The organism is Streptomyces sp. NPDC001401, assembly GCF_042895385.1.
GTDB lineage: Bacteria > Actinomycetota > Actinomycetes > Streptomycetales > Streptomycetaceae > Streptomyces.
Genome location: NZ_JBIAWI010000003.1, coordinates 328,906 through 350,557, shown reverse-complemented (window position 1 = coordinate 350,557; position 21,652 = coordinate 328,906). Strand labels below are relative to the sequence as shown.

The following is a 21,652-nucleotide window of genomic DNA, read 5'->3' as shown; positions in this document are numbered from 1 at the left end:
TCTCGCGTCGTCGCGTCTGCCGCACACCCTGTACCCTCCCCCGGCATCCGGCCGAGGGACCCCCATCTCCCTTCGCTCACCGCGCGCGAGGTCAACTCCCCTGCACCGCTCCCTCGGTGGCGCCCGCGATGAAGCCCCGGGCGAAGATCGTGAAGACCGCGACCAGCGGGACGGCCGCCATGAGCACGCCGGCCATGACCATGCTGTAGTCGGTGGTGTGGCCGACATGGAGCTGGGCCAGCGCCACCTGGAGGGTGAGGCGCTGCGGGTCGGTCAGTACGACGAGCGGCCAGATGTAGTCGTTCCAGGCACCGACGAAGGCGTAGATGGCCAGGAAGGACAGCCCGGGCTTGATCATCGGCAGCGCGATGTTCCAGTACTGCCGGAAGAATCCGGCGCCGTCGATGCGCGCGGCGTCCAGGAGTTCGTCCGGGACACCGTTCTCGATGTACTGGCGCAGCCAGAAGATGCCGAAGGCGTTGGCGAGGGCGGGCGGGACCAGTGCCTGCAGGGTGCCGACCCAGCCGATGTGTCCCATGAGGATGAACTGCGGCAGCACGGCCAGCTGGAGCGGCAGCATCATGAACCCCAGCAGCGTGGCGAACAGCAGCCTGCGGCCGGGGAAGTCGAACTTGGCGAAGGTGAAGGCCGCCAGGGAGTCGACGAACAGGACCAGGACGGTGGTCACGCACGCGACGAGGAGCGTGTTGAGCATCGACCCGAAGAAATCGATGGTGTTCAGCACGTGCCGGATGTTCTCCAACAGGTGCGAACCGGGGGTCAGCTTCGGCGGGCTCTTGTAGATGTCCTCGGTGGTGTTGGTCGCCATGACGATCGTCCACACGAAGGGGAAGACCGAGATCACGACGGCCAGGATGAGGAAGAGGTGCGCGGTCAGGCCCCTGGGGCGCCGGGACCGCCTGGTAACCGCTGCGGTCATGACTTCCTCCCGCGCTGCACGACGCGCCAGTTGATGACGACCAGGACCAGGATCAGTACGAAGAAGGCCCACACGATGGCCGCGCCGTAGCCGTAGTCGTTGTTGACGAAGGCCGACTGGTAGAAGTACAGCAGCGTGGTCAGGCCGGCCTGGCCGGGGCCGCCGAGATTGGGGTTGGCGGCGTTGCTGGCGAACAGGACCTGGGGTTCGCTGAAGCTCTGCAGGCCGTTGATGGTCGAGATGACGACGGTGAACAGGATGATGGGCCGCATGATCGGCATGGTGATCTGGAAGAAGGTACGGATCGGGCCGGCGCCGTCCACCTTGGCCGCTTCGTAGATCGAATTCGGGATGGCCTGGAGACCGGCCAGGTAGATGATCATGTTGTAGCCGGTCCACATCCACGTCATCAGCAGCGCGATGACCAGCTTGATCAGCCACGGATTGCTCAGCCACGGGACGGGCGAGATGCCGACCGTGCCCAGGATCGCGTTGACCAGGCCGAAGTTGTTGCTGAACACCGCGCCGAAGAAGATCGACACGGCGACGATCGAGGTCACGTTCGGCACATAGAGGGCGATGCGGTAGAAGCCCTTGAAGCGGCGCACGGAGTGCAGCAGCGTTGCCAGTACCAGGGCGCCGAACAGGGTGGGCACGGTGGACAGCACCCAGATCACCAGGGTGTTGCGGATCGACAGCCAGAAGACCGGGTCCGACCAGAGGAACTTGAACTGCTGCAGGCCCACGAACTGCATGTCACCCAGGCCGTCCCAGCGCTGGAAGGCCAGATACAGCGAGTAGAAGACCGGGAAGAACGAGAACGCGATGAAGATCAGGAAGAAGGGCGAGATCGCCAGGTACTGCCGCCAGTAGGACAGCAGCCCACGGCGCCTGGGCCGCACGGCGCCCGCGGGCGGTGTACGCCGCGGGCGGAAGCGGGCCGGGCCCGGCCCGCCGAGGCGCTGCGGCACCTCGGCGGAACCGGTGACCGGAGGGGACGACACCTCAGCTCACCCCCTGCCGGCGGGCGATCTGCTTGGCCTGGCTGACGGCGTCCTTCCAGGCGTCGTCGGGCTTCTTGCCCTTGGCCTCGATGTTGGTCAGTTCCGTCATGAAGGGGGCCATGACAGCGGCGTCGGCGGGAGCCTCGTAGCTGTCCGGGATGGCCTTGGCGGCCGGGCCGAAGACCTCGATGATCTTCTGCCCGCCGAAGAAGGCGTCGGGGCCCGTCATGGCCGGCATGGAGTACGCGGCCGGGGCGGCGGGGAAGATGGCGGCGTCGGTGAAGCCGCGGGCGTCGTTGGCGGGGCTGAGGATCCAGCTGATGATCTTGAACGCTTCTTCGGGGTTGCGGCACTGCTTGGGCAGGGCCAGGTAGGAGCCGCCCTGGTTGGCCGGTCCGCCGGGCATCGCACAGACCCGCCACTTGCCCTTGGTGCCCGGGGCCGCCTGCTCGATGTCCAGCGCGTGCCAGGCCGCGCCGAGTTCGGTGCTCAGGCTCTTGCCGACGGCGGCGTTCCAGGTGTTGTCGTTGATCTTGGCGTCGAGGCCGAGGGTGTAGGGGCGTATCGCCGTGGTCCACGCGGTGCGGATGTGGTCCTGGTCGCCGATGAAGTGGTTGTTCTTGTCGATGAACCGCTTGGTGCCCTGGCCGACGGCCTGGGTGAACACCGAGCCGATGTTGTTGACCAGGTAGGTGCCGGGGACCTTGTTCTTCAGCTCGGTGCCGAGCGCGAAGTAGTCCTCCCAGGTCTTGGCCTGTGCGGCGACCTTGTCCGGGTCGGTGGGCAGCCCGGCCTTGTCGAACAGGTCCGCGCGGTAGAAGAGCGCGGTGGGACCGATGTCGATCGGGAAGCCGATCTGCTTGCCGTCCTCGGTCTGGGCGAGCTTGGTCTTCCAGTCCAGGTACTGGGACGAGATCTTCTTGAAGCCCAGGTCGTTCAGGTCGAGGAAGCGGGCGGCGTTGGGCAGGAAGGACGCCATGTCCTCGCCCTTGATGCCGGTGATGTCGGGCACGGACGTGCCCGCGGCCAGCGTGGTGGTGAGCTTCTGCTTGAAGTCGCCGCCTATGGAGGCGGCGGTCAGCTTCACCGAGCTGCCGAAGTGCGTCTTGGCCTCCGCGACGACCTTGTCGCTGAGTGCGCCACCCCAGTACCACAGGGTGAGGTCCTTGCCGTTCTTGGTGCCGCCCGATCCTGAGCTTCCACCGCATGCGACGGTCAGGCCTGATGCGGCCGCGGTGAGCGCGGCGGCCTGGAGGAAGCCTCTACGAGAAAGGTCCACGGGTCACTCCTGTTGTTCCTGTTCGACGTGGAGAGGGGGAGAGGGGGAGGTGGGAGGGTCAGCGCCGCCGTTAGGAGGCGCGTGGGCCGACGGGCGTGTGGGCGGGTGGGGTCACGGGGGCGTACCGGACCGGCGGGCCGACGTCCGCCGGTATGCGGTCGGAGAGGAAGCCGTACGCCCGCTTCAGCTCCGGGTCGGTCAGGGAGCGCCACCAGCGGTCGATGCCGTACCAGCCGGGGGCGGCGAGTGCCCCGCCGCGGTGCCGGACCGACAGGCCCGCGGCCAGTACCGCGAACCGCAGCCGCTCCGCCAGCGGCCAGCCGCCGAGCGAGGCCGCGACGAAGCTCGCGCCGAAGACGTCCCCGGCGCCCGTCGCGTCCAGGACGTCGACGTCGAGGGCGGGGACCTCCGCGTACTCGCCCGTCGACTGGTCGACGGCCACCGCGCCGTCGCCGCCCCGCGTGACGACGGCCACCGGCACCAGCTCGGAGAGCGTGCCGAGCGCGGCGACCGCGGTGTCGGTGCGGGTGTAGGCCATCGCCTCGGTCTCGTTGGGGAGGAAGGCGTGGCACAGCTTCAGCTGGTCGAGGAGGTCGGTGGACCATTCCTGGGTGGGGTCCCAGCCGACGTCGGCGTAGATCCGGGTGCCGTTCGCGGCGGCCTTGGCGAGCCACTCGCGCGGTTCGGCCTCGATGTGCACGAGGGCGGTGCGCGCCTCGGGCGGGTCGCCCATCAGCGTGTCCTGCGAGTACGGGGGTTCCTGGCCGTGGGTGACGAGGGCCCGGTCGTGGCCGGTGGCGAGCGAGACGGTGACGGGGGTGGGCCAGCCGTCCGCGGTGCGGGAGAGCGAGAGGTCGATGTCCTCCTGGTCGCACAGGACGTCACGGCAGTACTCGCCGTAGAAGTCGTCCCCGAAAACCGTGGCCAGCGAGGTGCGCAGACCGAACCGGGATGCGGCCACCGCGAGGTTCGCGATGCCGCCCGGGCCGCAGCCCATGCCGGCCGTCCAGATCTCCTCGCCCGGCGTCGGGGGCTTCCCGAGCCCGGTGAGGACGAGGTCGTAGAAGAGCAGCCCGGTCAGCAGCACGTCGGGCCTGTCGTCGTCCACGCGCACAGCCTCTCGTCAAAACTCGTCATTTTCGATGACCGGAATCGTGCGCTGATCCAGGAGATTGGTCAATACCCGAGCAGAACTGAGCATGGATTTGATTGAAGATGACGAGTAGTGTTCACGTCGTGCTGGCAGAACGACGACACCAACTCATCCTGCGGGCCCTGCGCTCCGGCGGTCCCGCGTCCGTGACGGACCTCTCAGAGCAGCTGGGTGTGAGCCCCGCCACGATCAGGCGCGACCTGGTCAAACTCGAGGAGGACGGCCTGCTCACGCGTGTGCACGGCGGCGCCGTCGTGGAGGAGGGCGACCAGCCCTTCGCCGAGGTCGCCGAGGTGCGCGTGTCCGAGAAGGACGCGATAGCCGAGCGCGCCGCGGCGATGGTCAAGGACGGCCAGTCGGTGCTGCTCGACATCGGCACCACGGCCTTCCGGCTGGCCCGCCAGCTGCACGGCCGCCGCCTCACCGTGATCACCAGCAACCTGGTGGTCTACGAGGAGCTCGCCGACGACGAGGGCATCGAGCTGGTGCTGCTCGGCGGCATGGTCCGCCGCGAGTACCGCTCCCTGGTCGGCTTCCTCACCGAGGACAATCTGCGTCAGCTGCACGCCGACTGGCTCTTCCTCGGCACCAGTGGAGTGCGCCCCGGTGGGCAGGTGATGGACACGACGGTTGTCGAGGTGCCGGTCAAGCGGGCCATGATCAAGGCGAGCGACAGGGTGGTGCTGCTCGCCGACGCGGCGAAGTTCCCGGGTACGGGGATGGCGAAGGTCTGCGGTCCCGAGGACCTGGACATGGTGGTGACGAACGCGTCGGCCGATCCGGCGACCCGCTCCTCCCTGGAGGAGGCGGGCGTCGAGGTGGTCGTGGCAGGAGAGGTGCAAGCGTGAAGCTGACGATTCTGGGCGGCGGCGGGTTCCGGGTGCCGCTCGTGTACGGGGCGCTCCTGGGCGACAGAGGCGAGGGCCGGGTCACCGAGGTCGTCCTGCACGACCTGGACGCGGGCCGGCTGTCCGCGGTGACCCGAGTCCTCGCGGAGCAGGCCGCGCAGGTCGCCGACGCCCCCGAGGTGACCGCGACGACCGACCTCGACGAGGCCCTGCGCGGCGCCGACTTCGTGTTCTCCGCGATCCGCGTCGGCGGCCTGGAGGGCAGGGCGAACGACGAGCGGGTGGCCCTCGCGGAGGGCGTCCTCGGCCAGGAGACGGTCGGCGCGGGCGGCATCGCCTACGGCCTGCGCACGGTCCCGGTCGCCGTCGACATCGCCCAGCGCGTGGCCCGCCTCGCGCCCGACGCCTGGGTCATCAACTTCACCAACCCGGCCGGCCTGGTCACCGAGGCCATGTCCCGCCACCTCGGCGACCGCGTCATCGGCATCTGCGACTCGCCGGTCGGCCTCGGCCGCCGTATCGCCCGCGTGCTCGGCGGGAACCCGAAGGAGGCCTGGATCGACTACGTCGGCCTCAACCACCTCGGCTGGGTCCGCGGCCTGCACATCGCAGGGCGTGACGAACTGCCGCGGCTGCTCGCCGACCCCGACCTGCTCGGCTCCTTCGAGGAGGGCAAGCTCTTCGGCGTCGACTGGCTCCAGTCCCTCGGCGCGATCCCCAACGAATACCTGCACTACTACTACTTCAACCGCGAGGCCGTCCGCGCCTACCAGCAGGCCGAGAAGACCCGCGGCGCCTTCCTGCGCGACCAGCAGGCCCATTTCTACGAGGAGATGCGCAACCCCGACGCCCAGGCCCTCGCCGCCTGGGACCGCACCCGGGCCGAGCGCGAGGCGACGTACATGGCCGAGAACCGGGAGACCGCGGGCGCCGGTGAACGCGACGCCGACGACCTCTCCGGCGGCTACGAGAAGGTCGCCCTCGCCCTGATGCGGGCCATCGCCCGCGACGAGCGCACCACCCTGATCCTCAACGTCCGCAACCGCAGCACCCTCTCGGTGCTCGACACCGAGGCCGTCATCGAGGTTCCTTGCCTGGTCGACGCCAACGGTGCGCACCCGGTCTCCGTGGCCCCGCTGCCCGACCACGCCACCGGCCTGGTCTGCGCGGTCAAGGCGGTCGAGCGCGAGGTGCTGGCCGCCGCCGAGTCCGGCTCCCGTACGACGGCCGTGAAGGCGTTCGCGCTGCACCCGCTGGTGGATTCCGTGAACGTGGCCCGACGGCTGGTCGAGGGCTACACGGACGTGCATCCCGGGCTGTCGTACCTTAAGTAGACGCGCCGCCGGAAAGCGCTTGCCGTCTCTCCGGCCTCCTGCCCCTCTTCGGCTTCCTGGTTTTCTGGAGACTTCCCATGCACGACGAACGCCGCCGGATCGAGGAGCGCGCCGAGCGCCTCCACAACCAGCGCATCAAGCCCGCGATCTACGCGGCCACCGTCCCCCTGACGGTCGAGGCCTGGCAGGCGCCGGGCGAGCCGGTCCCCTTCGAGGAGGCCGCGGCAGCCCCGTACAAGCCGTTCGCGATGGACACCCCGTGGGGTCCGCCCTGGGGTACGACCTGGTTCCGGATGCGGGGGCAGGTGCCCGCCGAGTGGGGCGGCAAGCGGGTCGAGGCGGTCATCGACCTCGGCTTCGTGGGCGACTGGCCGGGCAACCAGGCCGAGGCGCTGGTCCACCTCACCGACGGGACGCCGCTGAAGGCGGTCAATCCGCTCAACCAGTACGTGGCCATCGCCAACCCGGCGACGGGCGGCGAGGAGATCCACTACCTGGTCGAGGCCGCCTCCAACCCGGACATCCTGGCCAACAACTTCGCCGAGCCCACGCTTCTGGGCGACGTCCTGACGGCCGGCGACAAGCCGCTGTACACCTTCAAGCGTGCCGACCTCGCCGTCCTGGACGAGGAGGTCTTCCACCTCGACCTGGACCTCCAGGTGCTGCGCGAGCTCATGGTCCACCTCGCCGAGCACGAGCCGCGCCGCCACGAGATCCTGCACGCCCTGGACCGGGCCATGGACACCCTCGACCTGGACGACGTCTCCGGCAGCGCCGCCGCCGTCCGCGAGGTGCTCGCGCCGGTCCTGGCCAAGCCCGCGCATGCCAGTGCGCACGAGATTTCCGGCGTGGGCCACGCGCACATCGACTCCGCCTGGCTGTGGCCCATCCGCGAGACCAAGCGCAAGACGTCCCGCACCTTCTCCAACGTCACCTCGCTCGCCGACGAGTACGACGACTTCATCTTCGCCTGCTCCCAGGCTCAGCAGTACGAGTGGGTGCGCGACAACTACCCCAAGGTCTGGGCGCGCATCCAGGAGTCCGTGAAGAAGGGCCAGTGGGCGCCGGTCGGCGGCATGTGGGTCGAGTCCGACGGCAACCTGCCCGGCGGCGAGGCGATCGCCCGCCAGCTCGTCCACGGCAAGCGGTTCTTCATCGAGCACTTCGGCATCGAGACCAAGGGCGTCTGGCTGCCGGACTCCTTCGGCTACAACGCCGCCTACCCGCAGCTCGCCAAGCTCGCCGGCAACGAGTGGTTCCTCACCCAGAAGATCTCCTGGAACCAGACCAACAAGTTCCCCCACCACACCTTCTGGTGGGAGGGCATCGACGGCACCCGCATCTTCACCCACTTCCCGCCGGTCGACACCTACAACGCCCGCTTCAGCGGCGAGGAGATGGACCGCGCGGTCCGCAACTACGCGGAGAAGGGCGCCGGTACGCGCTCGCTGGCCCCCTTCGGCTGGGGCGACGGCGGCGGCGGCCCCACCCGCGAGATCATGGAACGCGCCCGTCGGCTCGCCGACCTGGAGGGTTCGCCCAAGGTCGTCGTCGAGCACCCCGACGAGTTCTTCGCCAAGGCCCGCGCGGAGTACGAGGACGCCCCGGTCTGGAACGGCGAGCTCTACCTCGAGCTGCACCGCGCCACCTACACCTCCCAGGCCCGCACCAAGCAGGGCAACCGGCGCTCCGAACACCGCCTGCGCGAGGCCGAGTTGTGGGCGACGACGGCCGCGCTGCACGCGCCGGGCTACTCCTACCCGTACGAGAAGCTGGACCGGCTGTGGAAGACGGTGCTGCTGCACCAGTTCCACGACATCCTGCCCGGCTCGTCGATCGCCTGGGTGCACCGGGAGGCCGAGGCCGAATACGCCCGTGTGGCAAAGGAGTTGGAGGAACTGACCGCCGAGGCGGTCGCCGCGCTGGGCGGTGGCGCCACCCGCGTCTTCAACACCAGCCCCTTCGACCGGGCCGAGGTCGTCCGTACGCCCGAGGGCGTCCCGACGTACGTCGAGGTGCCGGCGAGCGGCAGCGCCGTCGTGGGCGCCGAGTCGGCGCCGGACCCCGTCACGGTGAGCGGACGGGTGCTCGACAACGGCCTGGTGCGGGTCGAGGTGGCGGAGGACGGCACACTGGCCTCCGTACGCGACCTGCGCGCCGGCGGTCGTGAAGTCCTCGCCGACAAGGGCAACCTGCTGCGCCTGCACACCGACCTCCCGAACTACTGGGACGCCTGGGACATCGACAAGCACTACAAGAACCGCTACACGGATCTCCTGGCCACGGACTCCGTGACCGTCGTCGAGGAGGACCCGCTGCTCGGCGCGATCCGCGTGGAGCGCAGCTTCGGCAAGGGCTCGAAGCTCACCCAGACGATCACCCTGCGCGCGGGCAGCCCCCGTATCGACTTCGAGACCGACATCGACTGGCACGAGGCCGAGAAGATCCTCAAGGCGGGCTTCCCGGTCGACATCCGCGCCCCGCACTCCTCCGCCGAGATCCAGTTCGGCCACATCCAGCGGCCCACGCACACCAACACCAGCTGGGAGGCGGCCCGTTTCGAGGTCTCCGGCCACCGCTGGGTGCACATCGCCGAGCCCGGCTACGGCGTCGCGGTCATCAACGACTCGACCTACGGCCACGACGTCTCCCGCACGGTCCGCGAGGACGGCGGTACGACGACCAGGGTCAGCCTCAGCCTGGTCCGCGCCCCGCGCATCCCGGACCCGGAGGCCGACCAGGGCAAGCACCGCTTCACCTACTCCCTCCTGCCCGGCGCGAGCATCGAGGACGCGGTCGCCGAGGGCTACGCCCTCAACCTCCCGCTTCGCCTTGCGGATTCGGCGGGCGCACCGGAGCCGGTCGTCTCGGTCGACGGCGAGGGCGTGACGGTCGAGGCGGTCAAGCTCGCGGACGACGCCTCCGGCGATGTCGTCGTACGGCTCTACGAGTCCCGCGGCGGCCGCGCGACCGGCGTGCTGCGCACCGGCTTCCCGCTCGCGGGCGCCCAGGTGACCGACCTGCTGGAACGCCCGCTGGAGGAAGCCGAGTTGGCCGACGGCGGAGTTCCCGTCTCCCTCCGTCCGTTCCAGATCCTGACGCTCCGCCTGCGGAGGGCCTGACCCATGGTCATGCAACCCTGGTTCACCGACGCCAAGTTGGGGATCTTCATCCACTGGGGCATCTACGCCGTGGACGGCGTCCAGGAGTCCTGGTCGTTCTACGACGACATCGTGCCGCACGACCAGTACATGTCCCAGCTGGAGCGCTTCACGGGCGCCAAGTACGACCCGAAGGCGTGGGCCGACCTGTTCGCCCGCGCGGGCGCCAAGTATGCGGTCCTGACGAGCCGTCACCACGACGGCGTGGCCCTGTGGGACACGCAGTACGGCGACCTCAACCTCGGCAGGGACTACCTCGGCCCGTACGCCGAGGCCCTGCGCGAGAAGGACCTCAAGGTCGGCTTCTACTACTCCCACTCCGACTGGAACCACCCCGACTACGCCTCCACCCGCAAGCCGGGCCGCCCGCCGGAGCAGGAGGACAACCGCTACTCCGAGGTCGCGGCCGAGGACGAGGACCTGGACGCCTGGGAGCGGTTCATCGCCTACCGGGACGGCCAGATCCGGGAGTTGGCCTCCCGCTACCGGCCCGACCTGATGTGGTTCGACGGCGAGTGGGACCGCAGCGAGGAGCAGTGGCGCATCCCGGAGCTGGCCGCGCTCATCCGCTCGTACGTCCCCGACGTCGTCTTCAACGCGCGCATGCTCAGCGAAGGTGACTACGCGACGCCGGAGCAGGGCGCCCCCATCGTGCCGCCGGACGGCCCGTGGGAGCTGTGCCTGACGATCAACGACTCGTGGGGCTACCAGCACCAGGACCACAACCACAAGTCGCTGTCCCAGCTGATCCGTTACTTCACGGAGACGATCGGCGGGGGCGGCAACCTGCTCCTCGACGTCGGCCCCATGGAGGACGGCACCATCCCGCAGCCGCAGGTCGAGCGGTTGGAGGGGCTGGGGGAGTGGATCCGCAGGCACGCGGAGGCGGTGTACGGGACGGTGCGCGGGCTCCCGGCCGGGCACCACTACGGGCCAAGCACCCTGTCGGCCGACCGCCGCACGCTCTACCTCACCCTGTTCGACATCCCCCGATCCGAGATCGGCGTCCGGGGTCTGGCGACGGCGGTCCGCAAGGTCACCGTCCTCGGCACCGGCACCGAACTCGGCCACCGGGTCGTCGGCGGGCTGCACGACGCGGTCGGCGTGCTGTGGATCGACCCGCCGGCGCAGGCGGACCTGGATCCGTACGCCACTGTGCTGGCCGTGGAGTTGGAGGGGGAGCTGGAGCTGTACCGCGGCTCCGGACGCTTCTGACGGGCACTCACATATAGCCGTCCCGGCTCTGATCGCGCTGCCGACGGGCTTCCCCGCGAGCTCGCACGAACTCGGTGAGGGGAGCCCGTAGCGCGTAGACGGCGACCAGCGCGGTCGCGATACCGCCCGCCGCGATGAGCCAGTCCTTCAGTGAAGTGATGCGGTGCGACCACGTGTTGTGCACGGTCAGATGGATCTTGATCGGGGGCCGCAGGGTGTCGAGGGCGCGTTTTGTGTCGCCCTGGTAGGTGGTGACGGTGAGCGCCAGGTCGTAGTCGCCCGGTTCGTCGGCGGAGACGCTCCACTGCCACTCCGCGGGGTCGCCGGGCTGGGCGATGATCTGTTCGGGCTTCGAGTCGGTGAGCATGACCACCCGCACATTCCTGCTCCCGCAGGTGAGCGCGGCGCCTTCCACCCCGCCCACCTGGAAGGCCCGGGTCACCAGCACGGCCTGTGCGAAGCCCACCGACTTCTCTCCGCGCGCGGTGAGCAGGACGTCGTACGTCAGGCTGCCCCCGACGGACATCGAGACCGAAGGGTCGTAGGCGAGCGACCCGTTGAAGAGGTGCTTGCGGTCGCTCACGACCGAGGCCTGTAAGTCCGCCTGCCCGGGGCGCAGCCCCGGCGCCTCGCCACTGCCGCCGCTGGTGTCGCCCACACCGCAGGAGGCGAGGAGGGCGACGAGGCCGAGAGCGAAGAGGAACGACAGACGCCGGCCGGCAGTGATGCTCCTTCTCCTCACGCCTGCGCCGCCTCGGTCATGAGCCGCCCCCGGATCCCGTGCCGTCGAGCCGCGGGAAAGCCCCCGCGGCGGGTCGGTTCAAGATTCTTCCCGCCGCGGGGGCCCGGGCGCCAGCCCTTCTTCCAGCCTCCTCAATTGCTCCTCAGCCGGTGAAGCCGGCCGTGATCGAGGTGAACTGCCAGTTGTTCTGGCTGATGCCGGAGCAGTTGCTCACCACGCCGCCGCCCGGGCACGGCCGGTCGCGGTTGACCGACCAGAAGGCGAGCCGGGCGATGTGGTGCGCGTTCGACCAGTCCTTGATCTGGGTCCAGATCGCCGGAGTGGTGGTCTCCTGCTGGTCGGACAGGCCGTTCATGCCGGAGATCCCGATGTGGGAGTAGGCGGTCGTGTCGTCCCAGCCGAACGTCGACTTCAGCTTGGCCTTCAGGCCCTCCGCCGCGTTCACGGTGTTGCCGTACATGTCGGAGCCGCCGCCGAAGTCGAACGGCATGATCGTGAAGACGTCGATGTTGGCGCCGAGCGACTGCGCCTGCTCGATGAGCCGGTTGCCGTAGTACGTCGGGCCGGTGGTCGACGTGCCGAAGGTGACGATGGTCTTCAGGCCGGGGTTGTTGGCCTTGACCGTCTTCAGGGCGGTGAGGATCTTCGCCTGGACGGCCTCGTTCTCGAACTCGTCGGAGTTCTCGATGTCCATGTCGATCGCCTTGAGCGAGTAGGCGTCGATCACCTTCTGCAGGGCTCCGGCGAGCGCGCTCGCGGAGGAGCAGTTGGCGCCGAGCTTGCTGCCCTGCCAGCCGCCGAACGACGGCACGATGTCACCGCCGGCGGAGCGGATGGCGTTGATCGCGGACTGGTCGGCGCCGCCGGTCAGCGGCCGGCTGCCGTCCCAGGCGGGGGTGCAGCCGCCCGAGTCGAGCACGAAGGCCATCGTGAACCACTTGATGCCGGTCGCGCTCATCACCGTCGAGGGGCTGGGCGGATCGCCCCAGCCTTCGTAGAGATACGGCGCGGCCTGCTTGAAGCCGCTCCCGCCGCCACTGCCCGCGTCCGTCGTCACGCTCACGGAGTTGGAGGCCCCGGAGGTGTTCCCGGCCGCGTCCCGCGCCTTGACGGTGAAGGTGTACGACGTGCTGGGCGAGAGCCCGCTGACCGTAGCGGACGTACCGGACACGGTGAGCACGTTGTTCGAGCCGCTGTAGATGTCGTACGCCGTGACACCCACGTTGTCCGTCGACGCGTTCCACTTCAGCGACACGCTCGACGAGGTCTTGCCGGTGGAGGTCAGCCCGGTCGGCGCGGTCGGCGCCTGGGTGTCCGAGCCGCCACCGCCACCGGGTCCGTCGAGGCTGATGTCGTCCGCGTAGTAGGCGCCCTGGGCGTACCAGCCGTGGACGTAGATGGTGGCGCTGGTCTGCGAGGCACCGGTGGTGAAGGAGACGGACAGCTGGCTGTACGCCGACGGGGACGTGGTCCAGTTCGAGGCGCCGCCGCTCACGCCCAGGTAGACGTAACTGCCGCGCACCCAACCGGCAAGGCTGTACGTGGTGTTGGGCTGCACGGAGACGGTCTGCGTGCACTGGGCGTTGTCGCTGTCCGTCACCGCCCCCTGCAGGGCCTTGGAGCCGCCGTGCACGGGGGAGGAGACGACCGAACCGAGGTTGCCGGTGCAGGTCCAGGGGGAGAGGCTGCCCGACTCGAAGCCGGGATTGGTCAGGATGTTGGCCGCTTGGGCCGTGCCGGGAAGGGCGATGGCTCCGGCGAGCGCGAGGGCGGCGGAGCCGAGCAGTGCGAGAAGCCGACGTCTGTGACGTCCGAGTGTGTTGCGCACGCGATCTCCCTGAAGGAATGGGGGCGTTCGGGAGTGCACAGAGGTGCAGAGAGGTGCGCAACACAAGTTGGTATGGACCAATCCCGGTGTCAAGGCCTGACGCCGAATTGGTCCATACCGGTGGGTGGACCCGGGGTTTTAGGGGCGCGGGGCTGTGCCGATATGCGGCTCCGCCGCGTGGGCGCGACAAGCCACAGACAACCCGCACCCGGCCGACAACCTAAAGCGGCAGTACCGACGCCGCAGCCCCGACGGAGTCAACCGGCTCGGATACGGGTGCGGGCAGCGCCGGCAGCAACGGCCCGGCCTCCTCCACCCTCTGCTGCGGCAGCGAAACCGCCCGCAACGGCCGCGGCCCCGACACCACCGTGTAGTCCTGCCCCACGAACGGCGGAACCATCTCGCCCGGGTCCTCGCCCAGCGCCAACTGCACCGCCGCCCAAGGGGCGTTGACGCCACACAGCGACAGCTGATGCAGTCCACCCGCCGGCCGCGTGTTGACATCCATCAACACCGGCTCGTCGCCGAACATCCGGAACTGGATGTTGGAAAGATAGTGCAGCCCGAAACCCTCGGCCAGACGTCGCGCCGGCTCCAGCCACTGCTCGTGCAGCGTGAACCCGCGCCGCCGGCCGTTCTTGGTGCGCCCGATCGCCAGCCGCACCCGGTTGTCCGGCCCGGTCAGGCAGTCCACCGACACCTCCGGCTGCTCCAGGCGCGGCATCACCAGCCAGTCGACCGGCTCGTCGGCCTGCTGCAGCGCCTCCACCACCAGATCCAGCGGCACATACGGGCCCGGGAAGCCGTTGAGGTGAACGAGTGAGAAGGGGGCGCGCGTGACGATGCGGAAGCCCACCCCGCCCGCGCCGGACGCCGGCTTGAAGCACGCCTTGTGCCCGCCCGCCTCCAACTCCTCCACGGCGGCGACGAGTTCACCCGCGGTCCGCACCCGCCACCACGGCGGCACGGGCACACCGATCGCCTGGACCGCCTCGTACGCGATCACCTTGTCGTGGAAGACGGCCACCGCCTCCGGAGGCGGCGCCAGCAGCGCCGTACCGACCGCCTCGAACTCGGCGCGGTGCGCCACGATCGCCGACTGGTGCAGCCGCGGCACGAACACGTCGATGCCGCGCCGCGCGCACTGGTCCAGTGCGAACTCCACATACGCGGCCGGGGACAGGCCCTCCGGCTCCAGCTCGGCGGTGTCGGCGGCGGCCAGCACGGGGGAGTCCGCGTCCCCGTGCGTCGCATGGATCTCCACGGCCCGATCGCTGGGATTTCGCCGCAGCTGATCCATGAAGAACACGTTCTCCGCGTACGTGCGGTTGAGCCAGACGCGTACGCGAGAGACCATGCAGGGCCGTCCTTTCACGGTTCGCGGGCACGGCTGAGCAGCCCGTGCCCGGGCAGGGGAGTTGGAGGGTCACCAAACCGCCCTTGAATGAAGGGAAGTTCGTGGCGGTGGTGTTGGGGCGATCATACGGCTTCGAAGAGGCCGCGCGTGCAACGTCCGTGTTACGGATTCCGCGATCTTGCCGCCTTGAAGGTGAGCCGGGAAATGTGTTCTCGTGGTCTCATTCGTGAGTGCGCGGGGTGCTCAGGGTGCACGGAGGGGGCGAGAGGTGACGTCGACGGCCGGTGGTGCCGGACAACTGCTGGCCATCAGCGACCTGCACATCGGATACGCCGAGAACCGCGCCCTCGTCGAGGCGATGCGCCCCGAGTCCGACGAGGACTGGCTGCTCGTGGCCGGCGACGTCTCGGAGACCGTCTCCGACATCCGCTGGGCCCTGAAGACCCTCGCGAGCCGCTTCCGCAAGGTCGTCTGGGCGCCGGGCAACCACGAACTGTGGACCCACCCGAAGGACCCCGTCACCCTGCGCGGCGTCGCCCGCTACGAGCACCTGGTCGCCATGTGCCGCGAGCTGGGCGTGACGACACCCGAGGACCCCTACCCGGTGTGGCAGGGCCCCGACGGCCCGGTGGCCGTGGCACCGCTCTTCCTCCTCTACGACTACTCGTTCCTGCCGGCCGGCTGCGCCACCAAGGAGCAGGGCCTGGAGTACGCGCACGGCACCGGCATCGTCTGCAGCGACGAGTTCCTGCTGCACCCCGACCCCTACCCGAGCCGCGAGGCCTGGTGCCGGGCCCGGGTCGCCGAGACCGAACGCAGGCTCGCCGCCCTCCCCGCCGACCTGCCCACCGTCCTGGTCAACCACTACCCGCTGGACCGGCACCCCTGCGACGTCCTGTGGCACCCGGAGTTCGCCATGTGGTGCGGCACCGGACTCACCGCCGACTGGCACCGCCGCTACCGCGTCGAGACCATGGTGTACGGGCACCTCCACATCCCGCGGACCACCTGGCACGAGGGTGTCCGCTTCGAGGAGGTGTCCGTCGGCTACCCCCGCGAATGGCGCAAGCGGCCGCAGCCGCCGGGGAGACTGCGCCGCGTACTGCCGAAGGAGGTCGGGGTCGGGTGATCGAGGAGCTGCTGCCGGACGAGGTGGTGGCCGTGGAGGTGCACGGCGACGACGGGAGCGAGCCCGCGCCGCTGTACCCCGAGGAGGCACAGGTCGTGGCGCAGGCGGTCGAGAAACGCCGCCGCGAGTTCGCCCTCGTACGCGCCTGCGCACGCCGCGCCATGGAGAAGCTCGGCGTGCCGCCGCAGCCCCTCCTGCCCGGCGAACGCGGCGCACCGGGCTGGCCGCCCGGCCTGGCCGGCAGCATGACCCACTGCGACGGCTACTGCGCCGCCGCCCTGGTCCGCGCCACCGACCTGGCCTCCGTCGGCATCGACGCCGAACCCCACCGGCCGCTCCCGGGGGGCGTCCTGGACGCGGTCGCCCTGCCCGCCGAGGCGGCCAGGCTGCGCCACCTGGCAGTGCAGCACCCCGAGGTCCACTGGGACCGGCTCCTGTTCAGCGCCAAGGAGTCCGTCTACAAGGCATGGTTCCCCCTCACCGGACTGTGGCTCGAGTTCACCGAGGCCGACATCGAGGTCTTCGTCGACCCCGACGAGCGGCTGCACGGCGGCTTCCGCGCCGAACTCCTCGTCCCCGGCCCGATGGTCGGCGGCCGGCGGCTCGGCCACTTCGAGGGCCGGTGGACCGTCCAGCGGGGGCTGGTGGCGACGGCGATCGCGGTCCCGCACACGCCCTGAGCCCCCGCCCGGCGGCCGCCGGCCGTCACGGCTGCGGGCACCAGCTCTGCAGCAGCCGGAAGAACTCCTCCTCGTTCCCCGCCAGTCCCGCGGCAGCGAGCGCCTGCTCCGCCTCGGCCAGCACGGCGGGCGGGACGACGGCTGGTCGGCACGCCTCCGGCGGACCGGGCACGTCTGCGAACGCGGCCCGTACGGTGTGCAGCAGCCGGAGATAGGCCTGTACGGCGGTGCGCTCGCGGTCGGTCAGTACAGCAGTGGGCATCGGTCGGCTCTCCCCGTGTCGGCGTCGTCTCTCCCGCACCCGTCGGTGCGCACACCCCGCACAAGGGGGCGCAACTCCAGCTTGCCGCCCGCCACTGACAATCGGGTTTGCCTGTGTGTCGATTCGCCCGCTTAGCGGAGGCGAAACGTCCCCGAAATCCCTTGTGGGAAACCGGCCCTACGCTGGATTACAAGGGCTTTCGGCCGCTTCCGCGGCGGCCACGGAACGGGAGGCAAGTGCGTGGTCGACGTCCCGCACCGGCGCCCGGTGCGCACCGTACGGCTGCGCCCGGTGGGCGACGGAGAACTCGAGTTGCAGTACCGCGTGGTGCACGGATACCGGCGCGCCTTCCGCATGGCCGGCGAGGGTCCGGCGCTGGTGCTCATCCACGGCATCGGCGACTCCTCCGCGACCTGGGCCGAGCTGATCCCCGACCTCGCCCGCACGCACACCGTGATCGCCCCCGACCTGCTCGGCCACGGGGCTTCGGACAAACCGCGCGCCGACTACTCGGTGGCGGCGTACGCGAACGGCGTACGGGACCTGCTCACCACGCTCGGCATCGAGTCGGCAACCCTGGTCGGGCACTCGCTGGGCGGGGGCGTGGCCATGCAGTTCGCCTACCAGTTCCCCGAGCGCACCGAGCGGCTCATCCTGGTGAGCGCGGGCGGTGTGGGACGCGAGGTCAATCCCGTGCTGCGGCTGGTCTCCCTGCCCGGGGCCCACCTGATGCTGTCCACCCTGCGGTTGCCGGGAATGCGGCTGCAAGTGGGGCTGGCGGTGCGCCTGATGAAGCTCCTGGACACCGACCTCGGCCAGGACGCACCCGAACTGCTCACCCTCGTCGACGCCCTGCCGGACGAGACCTCCCGCAACGCCTTCATCCGCACCCTGCGCGCGGTCGTCGACTGGCGCGGGCAGGTCGTCACCATGCTCGACCGGTGCTATCTCACCGAGGGCATGCCGACCATGCTGCTGTGGGGCGACCGGGACAGTGTGGTGCCGGTGCGGCACGCGTACGGGGCGCACGAGGCGATGCCGGGGAGCCGGCTGGAGATCTTCGAACAGGCAGGTCATTTTCCGTTCCACAGCGACCCCGCGCGGTTTGTGTCGCTGGTCGAGGAGTTCACGGCGAGCACGCATCCGGCCGACTGGAGTCGGGAGCACTGGCGTGAACTCCTCGTCGAGGGGCGTCCCGGGAGCAGTGCCGGGCGGCCGGACACGGCCCGGAATCGGGAGGTGGAGCGGGATCTGAGGGAGGCGAGCGAGCGCAGTGCAACGTGACAGATCCCGGCTGGTCGCGGCCGTCGACGAGTGGATATTGCCTTGCCCCCTCAGGTGATCCGTCGGTAGCCTCGGCTCTCATGAACCGTCGGCGGCAGAAGAAGCTCTCGCGTCATCTCTTCGCGGCGATTCCGATGGGCGACACCGCCCGCGCGAGGGCTCTCCTGCGGGCCGGGGCCGATCCGGCAAGGGCCGACGGCGAGGGCACCACGCCCCTCTATGCGGCATCCGTGAACGGGGAAGCCGCCATCGTCCGTCTGCTCCTGACGTCCGGTGCCGCCCCGGACACCGAGAGCCGTGGAATCGGCGCGGAGGGCACACCGTTGTGCGCTGCCGCGTGCTGGGGGCACACGCAGGTGGTGCGCGAGCTGTTGGCACACGGCGCCGACCCGAATCTTCGTGAGGACCACGGCACCGGCTGGTCCCCGCTGGACTGGGCGGACAACGGCCCTCATCCCGCAACCGCCGCTCTCCTCACCGCGGCGGGCGCGACGCCCCGCCTGCCAACCACGTGACAGAGCCGACCGACGCGTACTCAGCCCTGCGGCCCCAGATACCCCAACGACGCCTCGATCCGCCCCGCCAGATGATCGCGCGGCACCGGCCCCCGCAGCCCCGAACCCGCCAGCCAGGTACGGCACTTGCTGGCGAGGAGCAGGCCGAAGGTCTCGGCCTCCTGCTCGTCGGCCAGGTCGAAATGGCTGCGGGCGGCCACCTTGCGGACGGTGGCCCGCAGGTCCGCGTCGTCGCTGAGCAGGCGGGCCGCGACCCTGGCGCCCTCGACGTGATGGCTGCAGTGCCCGGCCTTCATGTGCCACAGTTCGTGGCCGAGGATCACCAACTGGTGGTCCGGGGCGGTCCGTTCCTCGATCACGACGAGGTCCTGGTCTGTCATGTCCAGCCACAGCCCGCTCGCCGTGCCGGTCGGAAAGGCGGCCACGCGGAAGTGGACCGGCCGGCCGCGGCGCCTGCTCATCGCGTCGCACAGCGCCCCGTACAGGTCGTCGGGCGGCGCCGGCGCGGCCAGTGTGAGCTCCGCGACCAGTTCGCCGCACAGGCGGCGCATTTCCCTTCCGATGCCCACAGCTCTCCCCAGGCTCACGCTTCGGGCCGCTTGACGCTCTCCAGGAGCATGTCCAGCCACTCGGCGACCTTGTCGCGGTGCTGGTCGGTGGGCAGTTGTGCGGCCCGCCAGGCGATTCCGCGGACGCCGTGGTCCTGCAGCAGCCGCTCGAGCGGGTCGTCGGCGGCCGCGGCCGCCTCCCGCTCGGCGAGTCTTTGCAGGAGTTCCTGCTCCACGCCCTGCAGGGCGCCCGTGAGGGCCTCGGGGTCCTCGGCCGTGAGGAATCCGGCGTGCACCCGGAAGAAGCGCTGGATGGCGTCGCAGTGCTCCATGGTGGGGCGCCGGTCGCCGTTGATGAGCGCGCCGGCCTGCTGGCGCGACATCCCCGCGCCGTCGGCGATCTCCTGCTGCGTGTACTTGCGCCCGTTGGGCTTGAGCCGGGTGCGGCGCAGCAGGTCCAGCCGCTGCAGGAACCGTTCCTGCACATCGGGCTCGCCCGCGGGGCGGCCCCTCAGCAGGGCCCTGACCACGGGTTCGGGGACGCCCGAGGCGGTGGACAGGCGGCCGGTGTCGAAGACCTCCGCGTGCGGCACGCCGAGCCGGTCGGCGAGCGCGGTGACGCGTGCGACGACGGCCGGTAGCGCAGCGGTCGTAGCCGTGGTGCCCGGACCCTCGAAGCCATCCGTCACCGACAGATCTCCTACGTTTCTCACAGGCTTCTCACAAGCGGTTGCCGTGAACTCGACGGAGATTACCGGGTAGTTCGAACTCGCATCCAGGTGTCGCCACAACTGTGGCCAATTTCAGCCGTCAACAAGCACGAAATGCCACGATAGTTGACACGACTTGAGTCGGGGCCGCAGGATCAAGGCGCCGCGTGAAGGCCGCAGAGGCAAGAGGGGTGACCTCCCGATGGCGTATCAGGCAGGAGGGCAGCGTCCGGCACCGCGGCCCGTCCCCGAGAGTCTCGAGGCCCAGGCGTATCTGCAGGACTACGCCGCCCTCCTGGAGGCAGTTCCCTTTCCGTCGTTCGTCCTCGACCACCGCTGGGACGTCGTTCTCTCGAACAACGCTTTCGCGTCACTTTTCCGTGAGATGAGCCCGCATCCGACGGCGATGCCGGGCGACAACTTCCTCAGGTTCGTCCTGTTCCACCCGGACGCGGGCACGGTCCTCGGCGAGCACGAGTCCAGCTGGTGCCTGCCGATGCTGGCGCACTTCGCGGCCGCGGTCGAGCGCTACGGCCACGACCACGGGCTGCAGTCCATCCGCCGCGACATCGCCCAGGACCCGATCATGGAGGCCGCCTACCGGCAGGGCCTGCCGCACTGGATCCGCGCGGTCGGCGAACAGGCGGTGGCGCACGACGGCGCCGTACGCCCCCTGACGCACCCCGATCCGCGCTGGGGCGCCACCGACTGCCGCGTGGTCGACGAGACCCCGAGGACGCTGCAGGACATGGGGTACACGCGGATGACGCTGGTGCTGCGGGAGACGCGCCCCGCCCGCTCCAAGGCCCGTAAGGCCCGGCATGCGGCGGCGCACCTGAGGGTGGTGCCGGCCGCCGAGGCCTGACCGCCCCCCCACCGTCAGCGCGGGGAGATCACCAGCACGAGGGGGATGTCCCGGCAGGGCACCAGCCGCAGTCCGCGATACCGTGCCGGCCGCGCCCGCTCCAGTACGGCGGCGAAGTCCGGCCCCTTGGTGAGGGATCCGGCGAGATGGGCGGGGTCCGCGGAGGCCGTCACCCGCCCGCGTGCGTTCACCAGATGGGCCGGCCCGGGCAGTCGGCGCAGCATCGGCATCACGGCCGCCTCGAAGTGCCGTAGGTACACGTCCGCCGCGGCGACTCCGGCGAACCGGCCTGCCATCTCGACCGGCGCGGACAGGGTGAGGCTGTACTCGTCGGAGCAGAGGTAGTCGACGTAGGGCCCGGCCACCGCGCGTTTGCCGGTGTCGCGGGGGAGGGCGAACCAGTCCCAGTGGGTGTAGTCCGCGTACGCCGACTGCTCGGGGTCGAGGTCGAGCAGCAGCGGCCGCACATCGCCGTCCGAGCCGCTCTGCCACCACTCCAGCCAGGCCGGTACGTCGGTGAGCAGCCCCGGTGCGGCGACGAAGCCGACGCCGGAGACCAACTCGTTGCGGGCGAGGCGCAGATGCAGGCCGGGGCGGAGTGCGGCGAGGTCCACGGTCGCGGGGCGGCGGCCCTCGGCGGCCACCCGGCCCAGCAGCTCGGCGGTGTCGGTGCGGGTGGCGGCCACGGCGTCGAAAACGCTCTCCAGAGCGGAGCGGACCCCTGCCGCGACCGACTTCTCCGGTGCCGTGCCGACTACTGCCGTCGCGAGGCTCATGCGCGCCCTCCAGCGGACGGGG

General features: G+C 70.2%; 20 protein-coding genes. 9 read left to right on the top strand and 11 right to left on the bottom strand.

Features of this window, described 5'->3' with window-relative positions; genetic code table 11:
* Positions 1-91: 91 nt before the first annotated feature.
* The 4 genes from ACFY10_RS13575 to ACFY10_RS13560 form a co-directional block, all read right to left on the bottom strand.
* Positions 92-940, bottom strand: coding sequence for a carbohydrate ABC transporter permease (locus tag ACFY10_RS13575; RefSeq protein WP_390665243.1), 849 nt, complete (start codon positions 938-940; stop codon positions 92-94).
* Complete coding sequence (locus tag ACFY10_RS13570; protein WP_390665566.1) at positions 937-1,821, bottom strand: carbohydrate ABC transporter permease; 885 nt, start codon at positions 1,819-1,821, stop codon at positions 937-939. Before ACFY10_RS13570 ends, ACFY10_RS13575 begins: the two co-directional genes overlap by 4 nt.
* Positions 1,822-1,945: 124 nt before the next feature.
* Positions 1,946-3,223 carry an ABC transporter substrate-binding protein gene (locus ACFY10_RS13565; RefSeq protein WP_390665242.1) on the bottom strand — a complete coding sequence of 426 codons (1,278 nt, stop codon included), beginning with the start codon at positions 3,221-3,223 and terminating at the stop codon, positions 1,946-1,948.
* Between the two features lie 70 nt (positions 3,224-3,293).
* On the bottom strand, positions 3,294-4,331 hold the full coding sequence (locus ACFY10_RS13560) for a carbohydrate kinase family protein (protein WP_390665241.1): 1,038 nt from the start codon (positions 4,329-4,331) through the stop codon (positions 3,294-3,296).
* A 128-nt stretch (positions 4,332-4,459) separates the two neighbouring features.
* Between ACFY10_RS13560 and ACFY10_RS13555 the strand changes: the two genes are divergently transcribed.
* The 4 genes from ACFY10_RS13555 to ACFY10_RS13540 all read left to right on the top strand — a co-directional run bounded on the left by ACFY10_RS13555 (position 4,460) and on the right by ACFY10_RS13540 (position 10,934).
* Complete coding sequence (locus ACFY10_RS13555; protein ID WP_390665565.1) at positions 4,460-5,224, top strand: DeoR/GlpR family DNA-binding transcription regulator; 765 nt, start codon at positions 4,460-4,462, stop codon at positions 5,222-5,224.
* Positions 5,221-6,558, top strand: a complete 1,338-nt coding sequence (locus ACFY10_RS13550) for a 6-phospho-beta-glucosidase (protein ID WP_390665240.1) — start codon at positions 5,221-5,223, stop codon at positions 6,556-6,558. The genes ACFY10_RS13555 and ACFY10_RS13550 overlap by 4 nt, the downstream gene beginning before the upstream one ends.
* Before the next feature lie 77 nt (positions 6,559-6,635).
* Positions 6,636-9,680 (top strand): alpha-mannosidase, encoded by a 3,045-nt coding sequence (locus tag ACFY10_RS13545; protein WP_390665239.1) that lies wholly within the window; start codon positions 6,636-6,638, stop codon positions 9,678-9,680.
* 3 nt (positions 9,681-9,683) lie between these two features.
* Positions 9,684-10,934, top strand: a complete 1,251-nt coding sequence (locus tag ACFY10_RS13540) for an alpha-L-fucosidase (RefSeq protein WP_390665238.1) — start codon at positions 9,684-9,686, stop codon at positions 10,932-10,934.
* Between the two features lie 7 nt (positions 10,935-10,941).
* Here the strand turns inward: ACFY10_RS13540 and ACFY10_RS13535 are convergent, their stop codons facing one another.
* The 3 genes from ACFY10_RS13535 to ACFY10_RS13525 all read right to left on the bottom strand — a co-directional run bounded on the left by ACFY10_RS13535 (position 10,942) and on the right by ACFY10_RS13525 (position 14,861).
* The gene (locus ACFY10_RS13535; protein WP_390665237.1) at positions 10,942-11,676 is read right to left on the bottom strand and encodes a hypothetical protein; all 735 of its coding nucleotides are present in this window, start codon (positions 11,674-11,676) and stop codon (positions 10,942-10,944) included.
* Positions 11,677-11,818: 142 nt separating this feature from the next.
* Entirely contained in the window at positions 11,819-13,504 is a 1,686-nt protein-coding gene (locus tag ACFY10_RS13530; RefSeq protein WP_390665236.1) for a carbohydrate binding domain-containing protein, read from the bottom strand.
* Positions 13,505-13,724: 220 nt separating this feature from the next.
* Positions 13,725-14,861, bottom strand: coding sequence for an ATP-grasp domain-containing protein (locus ACFY10_RS13525; protein ID WP_390665235.1), 1,137 nt, complete (start codon positions 14,859-14,861; stop codon positions 13,725-13,727).
* Positions 14,862-15,129: 268 nt separating this feature from the next.
* Here ACFY10_RS13525 and ACFY10_RS13520 point away from each other — a divergent pair, with 268 nt between their 5' ends.
* Complete coding sequence (locus ACFY10_RS13520; protein WP_390665234.1) at positions 15,130-15,990, top strand: metallophosphoesterase family protein; 861 nt, start codon at positions 15,130-15,132, stop codon at positions 15,988-15,990.
* Complete coding sequence (locus tag ACFY10_RS13515; protein ID WP_390665233.1) at positions 15,987-16,670, top strand: 4'-phosphopantetheinyl transferase; 684 nt, start codon at positions 15,987-15,989, stop codon at positions 16,668-16,670. Before ACFY10_RS13520 ends, ACFY10_RS13515 begins: the two co-directional genes overlap by 4 nt.
* Before the next feature lie 25 nt (positions 16,671-16,695).
* On the opposite strand, the gene ACFY10_RS13510 is transcribed toward ACFY10_RS13515, so the two are convergent.
* Positions 16,696-16,932 carry a hypothetical protein gene (locus ACFY10_RS13510; protein ID WP_390665232.1) on the bottom strand — a complete coding sequence of 79 codons (237 nt, stop codon included), beginning with the start codon at positions 16,930-16,932 and terminating at the stop codon, positions 16,696-16,698.
* A gap of 240 nt (positions 16,933-17,172) precedes the next feature.
* On the opposite strand from ACFY10_RS13510, the gene ACFY10_RS13505 reads away from it, so the two are divergent.
* Both ACFY10_RS13505 and ACFY10_RS13500 read left to right on the top strand, forming a co-directional pair.
* Positions 17,173-18,216 carry an alpha/beta fold hydrolase gene (locus ACFY10_RS13505; protein ID WP_390665231.1) on the top strand — a complete coding sequence of 348 codons (1,044 nt, stop codon included), beginning with the start codon at positions 17,173-17,175 and terminating at the stop codon, positions 18,214-18,216.
* The gene (locus ACFY10_RS13500) at positions 18,213-18,731 is read left to right on the top strand and encodes an ankyrin repeat domain-containing protein (protein ID WP_390665230.1); all 519 of its coding nucleotides are present in this window, start codon (positions 18,213-18,215) and stop codon (positions 18,729-18,731) included. Before ACFY10_RS13505 ends, ACFY10_RS13500 begins: the two co-directional genes overlap by 4 nt.
* Positions 18,732-18,751: 20 nt before the next feature.
* Here the strand turns inward: ACFY10_RS13500 and ACFY10_RS13495 are convergent, their stop codons facing one another.
* Entirely contained in the window at positions 18,752-19,282 is a 531-nt protein-coding gene (locus ACFY10_RS13495; protein ID WP_390665564.1) for a toxin-antitoxin system, toxin component, read from the bottom strand.
* Between the two features lie 32 nt (positions 19,283-19,314).
* Positions 19,315-19,968, bottom strand: a complete 654-nt coding sequence (locus ACFY10_RS13490; protein ID WP_390665229.1) for a helix-turn-helix domain-containing protein — start codon at positions 19,966-19,968, stop codon at positions 19,315-19,317.
* 223 nt (positions 19,969-20,191) lie between these two features.
* Here ACFY10_RS13490 and ACFY10_RS13485 point away from each other — a divergent pair, with 223 nt between their 5' ends.
* Positions 20,192-20,854, top strand: coding sequence for a hypothetical protein (locus ACFY10_RS13485; protein ID WP_390665228.1), 663 nt, complete (start codon positions 20,192-20,194; stop codon positions 20,852-20,854).
* A 14-nt stretch (positions 20,855-20,868) separates the two neighbouring features.
* On the opposite strand, the gene ACFY10_RS13480 is transcribed toward ACFY10_RS13485, so the two are convergent.
* Complete coding sequence (locus tag ACFY10_RS13480) at positions 20,869-21,630, bottom strand: cache domain-containing protein (protein WP_390665227.1); 762 nt, start codon at positions 21,628-21,630, stop codon at positions 20,869-20,871.
* Positions 21,631-21,652 lie beyond the last annotated feature (22 nt).

Excerpts from the sequence above, each read along its gene's own strand:
- ACFY10_RS13575 (WP_390665243.1), bottom strand. The coding sequence starts at position 940 with ATGACCGCAGCGGTTACCAGGCGGTCCCGGCGCCCCAGGGGCCTGACC.
- ACFY10_RS13545 (WP_390665239.1), top strand. The coding sequence starts at position 6,636 with ATGCACGACGAACGCCGCCGGATCGAGGAGCGCGCCGAGCGCCTCCAC.
- ACFY10_RS13540 (WP_390665238.1), top strand. The coding sequence starts at position 9,684 with ATGGTCATGCAACCCTGGTTCACCGACGCCAAGTTGGGGATCTTCATC.
- ACFY10_RS13525 (WP_390665235.1), bottom strand. The coding sequence starts at position 14,861 with ATGGTCTCTCGCGTACGCGTCTGGCTCAACCGCACGTACGCGGAGAAC.
- ACFY10_RS13510 (WP_390665232.1), bottom strand. The coding sequence starts at position 16,932 with ATGCCCACTGCTGTACTGACCGACCGCGAGCGCACCGCCGTACAGGCC.
- ACFY10_RS13495 (WP_390665564.1), bottom strand. The coding sequence starts at position 19,282 with ATGCGCCGCCTGTGCGGCGAACTGGTCGCGGAGCTCACACTGGCCGCG.
- ACFY10_RS13485 (WP_390665228.1), top strand. The coding sequence starts at position 20,192 with ATGGCGTATCAGGCAGGAGGGCAGCGTCCGGCACCGCGGCCCGTCCCC.
- ACFY10_RS13480 (WP_390665227.1), bottom strand. The coding sequence starts at position 21,630 with ATGAGCCTCGCGACGGCAGTAGTCGGCACGGCACCGGAGAAGTCGGTC.